Here is a 5,132-nt window from a genome sequence, read left to right as displayed (position 1 = left end):
GGCCGCTTTGTCCCGGTCAACTGTGGGGCTATTCCTAGTGAGCTGGTAGAGAGTGAATTCTTTGGCCACAAAAAAGGTAGCTTTAGTGGAGCAATCGAAGATAAATCCGGGCTATTTCGGGCAGCTGACGGCGGCACTCTATTTTTAGATGAAGTCGCCGACCTACCTCTTGAAATGCAGGTGAAGCTCTTACGTGCAATTCAGGAAAAGCGAATCCGGCCTGTTGGTGAACAGGAAGAGGTTCAAGTTAACGTCCGAATTCTTAGCGCCACCCATAAAGACCTGGCCAAACTCGTTGAAGATGGCAGCTTCAGGCAAGATTTGTTTTATCGAATTAATGTCATCAAACTCGATGTACCCTCGCTCAGGGAACGCAAAGAAGACGTTTCCTTACTCGCAGACTATTTCCTGGAAAAGATAGCCCGGGACTGTGGCGTCACAGACGCAAAGCTCTCCAATGCAGCACTTGAGAGCCTGTCAGAGTATAGCTTTCCAGGAAATGTACGAGAACTGGAAAATATCATCGAAAGAGCATTCACACTGTGTGAAGACAATATCATTGAACTTGGAGATCTGGACTTAAGCGCCGATTCAGCCGAAACGGGGCCAGATATCCAAAGCCCTTCTAATACTCAAGCGCCACCACAAACGACACACCGGATAGCGCAAGTACTGGGTAGCCGGGAACAAAACTCTGGCGCAGCTAAAGCAGGGATATCAGCGAGGCCTCCAGAACAGTCACTGGAAGACTATTTGGAAGAAATCGAACGGTATGAAATTGAACAAGCCCTAGCCGCCACAAAATGGAACCGGACGGCGGCTGCAAAAATGCTGGGAATTAGTTTTAGAGCCCTGCGCTATCGGCTGAAGAAGCTTGAGCTAGATTAGCTTCAAACTCTTATCAAAGGGTTATACGGTTCACTCGGTATAGGCGTCGATTCACCACTAACAATAGCGCTGAGTAAGGCAACCGAAGCGGGTGCGAGCACCAAGCCATTGCGATAGTGGCCGGCATTGATATAAAGGTTGTCAAACTCCTTCATTTGGCCAATATAGGGAATGCCATCTGGTGAGCCTGGGCGTAGACCCGACCAATGCGCACTGATAGGGCAGGAGGCCAAGCCCGGGAAGAGGTCTATCGCCATATCTGCCAATTCCTCTTTTGCTTGTTCCGTTGTGCGCTTATCAAAGCCGACGTCTTCCAGAGTGCTACCTGCCAGTACCTTTCCGTCTCTACGTGGAATCACATACTTACCATTGTTCATCACAACCCGGTTGACCAGGCCAATAGGCGCATCAAAAATTAGCATTTGCCCTTTAACCGGCTTAACCTCAATACCATCACTTTTCGCGACACTGCGACTCCAGGCGCCACTACAAATGACGACGGCATCAGCTCTATGCTCATCACCATTATGCAGCTTAACGCCATCGAGTTTGTCTTTATTCGTCAGAAACGATGAGACTTCAGCGCCCTCATGAATAGTTACTAAGGGGTTACGCTGCAAAGAGGTATACAAAGCCTGCAGTAAACGAGGGTTACGGATACTGGAAACTTGAGACATCCACAAACCATCTTTAACACCTTCACGCAAAGCAGGCTCAAGCTCATAGATTTTCTCAGCATCTACTGTTTCCATCCATTTATGATGCTCTTCAGACCACTTAAGTGCGGCTTCCCTATCCTCGACCTGAAGCATTAACAAGCCATGGCGAGTCAATTCCGGGTCAATATCACTCTCGGCCTCTAAAGACTGTGCGAGATTCGGGTAGTAGGACTGAGACCAGCTTGCCAAAGCCGTGACTGGCTCAGAGTAACGCCAAGGGTATAAGGGAGATACGATTCCACCTCCGGCCCAACTGGCCTCAGTACCGCAAGCACTTTTATCAAGCAGCACGACTTCAATGCCCTTTAACGCCAATTCTCTGGCTTGCATCATACCGATTGCACCGGCGCCAACGATGATTACTTTCAAGTTTCTCATTTCCTTTAGCAAGATGTTTTCGACTTGCATTTTATATCAATCGCCAAGAGAATACTCTTTCCAAGGGATGATCTTTATCAAGGAGTGATGAAAATGCCCCCTTCTGTTATGCACCGATGCAATAAGTACCATCAAGAACAAAAATCCAGGCAAAGTGGAATTACACTTGTCGAGCTACTCACCTGTTTGGCCATTGTTTCTATCTTGACCTTTGTCGTTATTCCTTCCTTCAATGACATTTTCCAAAATGCCCGTTCGGACAGCAATATCAACCACTTGAGCCAATTCATTCGACATGCAAAAAGAGAAGCGCTCGCCAGACAAACACGCATTACCTTATGCCCATCCTCTTCAGGCCTACAGTGCGAACAAGGTTGGCAAGCTGGCGCAATGATATTCATTGACGAAGACAAGGACCAGAAACGTGATGAGAGTGAACTATTACTCCAGCTCAAAACCCCTTTTATCCCTTCTGGAACAATAAGCTTTAACAACCCGACAAACAGAGTTGTTTTTTCCCGCCTTGGTTTTCCCCTTGGTAGTGCCGGAAGTTACATCTATTGCCCAGAAAACAATGACGAGAAATATGCGCGTGCCCTAATCATTAATTTCCAGGGTCGCTTAAGAATAGGGCGCGACAGTAACAGCGATGATATTGTTGAAGCGAGCGGAGGAAAGAATGTTAGCTGTGGTTAATTCCATTGCCCTTCTCTACGGCCATCAGAATATAACTCCAACCTCTCATCCGAACGAGTTTCAATGATCGGCTCAGCGACCAATGCATAACAAGCCCCTTCGTCACAATCACTTAGGCCAGAGTCAATGTAGAGATTGAAGTAGCCGTGATCCGATTCTAACTCGTCTTCATCATATGAAAGCAATTCCGATAAGCTTTGCGGGTAGCGCTGAAAGCTCATTGCATAACGCTCCAATTCAGTCTGCAAACGCAATAAAGAGGCCTTCCCCTCAGTCAAGCGGCTCCGCTGTTGGTAGGACTCGTATGAAGGTAAGGCCAGTGAAAATAGAATGGAAACAATTGCCAAACTTACAAGCAACTCTATTAATGTAAAGGCTCTAGAACGATTCATCGTTGCCACCATGATAAGCGCCTTATACCTTCGGCTAACTCAACGCCCAAGAGTTTAGACTCCTCTCCATAAAGGCTTTTGTTATCGATAGCGAGAAGAGATAACAAGGCTGAATCAGATATCAGGTGGTCTATACGCTGCCTCGGGAAGCCTTCTTCATCAAGCAACAAATTTCCGGCTAATACTCGTGTCTGTTTTTTGTCCGCCAAGATATCGGTAATTTCTTCCCCGCTAAAAGCATGATATAGCTTCAAGGTATTCAAACCGGATTCTGAGCAATCATTGCAGTCTCGACGAAACGCGTTCAAGACAATTATCTCTCCCAAGTCGACTATTGCCGAGGTAAATACTTCGTTCTTGGGAAGAGTGCGAACCCATCCTCTATTTTTAACCCCGCTTGAGCTTAACTGAAATTCACTTACTCTCTGCCTGGAAAAGTCATCTATCAGACCATAAACTGAGGAGCCAGCCGAAAAGAATAACCAAACCTTTCCCTCAGAACCTCTTTTGAGTAAAGGTTTGTGAGAAATTGCACCTCTGCCTGCAAATAGTTTAGCTAGCTGAGGGGTCATATAGCGTTCTCGATGAGAGGAATACTTACCCGCTCTTGAAGAGGTGGCTGTATCCAGGGATCTAGTAAAGGTAAGAGAATACAAGCTGCCACTTTCCTGAACTCTAGATGCCTCAATCGTTCCGAAATACAAGAGATCAGTTAGGCCGTCTTGATCAATATCTGCTGCCGAAATCCCAGCTATATGACCACTCTTTACCTCAGGTCGAAATTGACGAAGCCAGACTTCTTTATCTAATGTCATTGTCTGCAAGTCATAAAAAAATAAGCCGGGCCGCAGTGTTCCTTGCCCTGCCCCAAAAGCCAAATACCAAAGAGGATCCCCACCAAAAGCATCGGGAAGAGTCAGGGCGGTAGGCTTGCTTGTACACGGCCCCATTGAAGTGTGTTTAAATTCAGCCAATAAAGAAGGTGTTTGTGCAGGGTCCGTAATATCGAATAATAGACACCTATTACTATGCTCACGACTCTGGCTACTATTGGTTCCCATACCCACCAGCAACAAAGTCCCCCAAGCTTGTGGATGTGCCTTTGAACGTTCATCAAATATTTTTGCATCAAAGGTATAGTAAGTGACATCAAGTAAGCTAGATCCACTTGCTTTCAGAGACTCAGATTCAGACTTAGTCAGATATTCAAGCTTGAGAGTTTGGTCCTCGTGTATATAAGCCCATAACTCCCCTGCGGATGTCTGCCCTCCCTCGGCATTATCTTTATCAATGGCATGCAGTTCACCCTCCCCTGAAATGACATAGGCCATCGTTCTACGAGTCTGATACTGCGTTTTAAATTTTTTATAGCCAAGCGGGTCAATCGACGAAAAGGCGCGTGCGGGCTCGGAAACAACAATAGCGGGGCTCAACACCGCAACAGTCGATATCGGTTCACTTGCATAACACGCCATACTAGAAAGCAAGGAAAAACTAAACAAACACAAAACAAATGCAATCTTCATCCTTTTTTTCATCACGACACCTCGAAACGAAAGTCGCCAACAAGATGAACAGGGCCTTGGTTCTGACCAATTCCTGGCTTGCTAATACAGTGCAGCTGTAGGTATAAATAGCGCTGATCTGCGCTCCTTTGCACGATATGCTGACTATAAGAGTCGTACTGAAGCAAGTTATTCCCGGAATATTCCGGACGCAATCTGCTCTGAGTGATATAAACGTCTATCTCCATCTGTGAACTTGAAAACGATAAAATTCGCGTCAACGATTCATTATCTTCTTCGGCAATTACTTCGAGGTTCAGCAAGTCATCGATTAACTTGAAGCCTTCTGAGTATGACTTTTTGAGCTCAACATGACTATCTCGTCTAGAATCAATAAAGCTTTTTATTTGCTTCGCAGCTTGAAGCTGAAACTGATTTAGTTCATGACTGCTTTGTTGAAACGCCACTCTGGAAGACTGAGATTTAAAGCTTAGGTAACTGCTTTGCATCATCGTTGTTGAGAGTATTGTGAGGATCGCCAGCAACATTAATGA

Annotated in this window: 6 protein-coding genes; 2 read left to right on the top strand and 4 right to left on the bottom strand. The window is 45.9% G+C overall.

The genetic code is table 11. The features are described 5' to 3' along the window. Positions 1-888, top strand: an 888-nt coding sequence (locus A3756_RS14810; protein ID WP_197481321.1) for a sigma 54-interacting transcriptional regulator, incomplete at its 5' end; no start/stop codon positions are given. Positions 889-890: 2 nt separating this feature from the next. Here A3756_RS14810 and thiO read toward each other — a convergent pair. After that, the gene (thiO, locus tag A3756_RS14805) at positions 891-2,015 is read right to left on the bottom strand and encodes a glycine oxidase ThiO (protein WP_231872179.1); all 1,125 of its coding nucleotides are present in this window, start codon (positions 2,013-2,015) and stop codon (positions 891-893) included. A 63-nt stretch (positions 2,016-2,078) separates the two neighbouring features. Between thiO and A3756_RS14800 the strand changes: the two genes are divergently transcribed. Continuing rightward, positions 2,079-2,681, top strand: coding sequence for a GspH/FimT family pseudopilin (locus tag A3756_RS14800; RefSeq protein WP_068511756.1), 603 nt, complete (start codon positions 2,079-2,081; stop codon positions 2,679-2,681). On the opposite strand, the gene A3756_RS14795 is transcribed toward A3756_RS14800, so the two are convergent. The 3 genes from A3756_RS14795 to A3756_RS27755 all read right to left on the bottom strand — a co-directional run. Beyond that, positions 2,678-3,073 carry a type IV pilin protein gene (locus tag A3756_RS14795; RefSeq protein WP_197469610.1) on the bottom strand — a complete coding sequence of 132 codons (396 nt, stop codon included), beginning with the start codon at positions 3,071-3,073 and terminating at the stop codon, positions 2,678-2,680. The genes A3756_RS14800 and A3756_RS14795 overlap by 4 nt on opposite strands. After that, a complete protein-coding gene (locus A3756_RS14790; RefSeq protein WP_068553772.1) occupies positions 3,070-4,611 on the bottom strand; it encodes a hypothetical protein in 1,542 nt (513 codons plus the stop codon). Before A3756_RS14790 ends, A3756_RS14795 begins: the two co-directional genes overlap by 4 nt. Continuing rightward, on the bottom strand, positions 4,611-5,132 hold a 522-nt coding region (locus tag A3756_RS27755), incomplete at its 5' end, for a hypothetical protein (RefSeq protein WP_197481320.1). The genes A3756_RS14790 and A3756_RS27755, both read right to left, overlap by 1 nt.

The sequence above is a fragment of the Oleiphilus sp. HI0086 genome, from assembly GCF_001635225.1.
This window is presented reverse-complemented; position numbering and strand designations above follow the sequence as displayed.

Bases quoted from the DNA above. Each gene is read 5' to 3' on its own strand.
- A3756_RS14800 (WP_068511756.1), top strand. From the start codon at position 2,079: ATGCCCCCTTCTGTTATGCACCGATGCAATAAGTACCATCAAGAACAA.
- A3756_RS14790 (WP_068553772.1), bottom strand. From the start codon at position 4,611: ATGAAAAAAAGGATGAAGATTGCATTTGTTTTGTGTTTGTTTAGTTTT.
- A3756_RS14795 (WP_197469610.1), bottom strand. From the start codon at position 3,073: ATGAATCGTTCTAGAGCCTTTACATTAATAGAGTTGCTTGTAAGTTTG.
- thiO (WP_231872179.1), bottom strand. From the start codon at position 2,015: ATGCAAGTCGAAAACATCTTGCTAAAGGAAATGAGAAACTTGAAAGTA.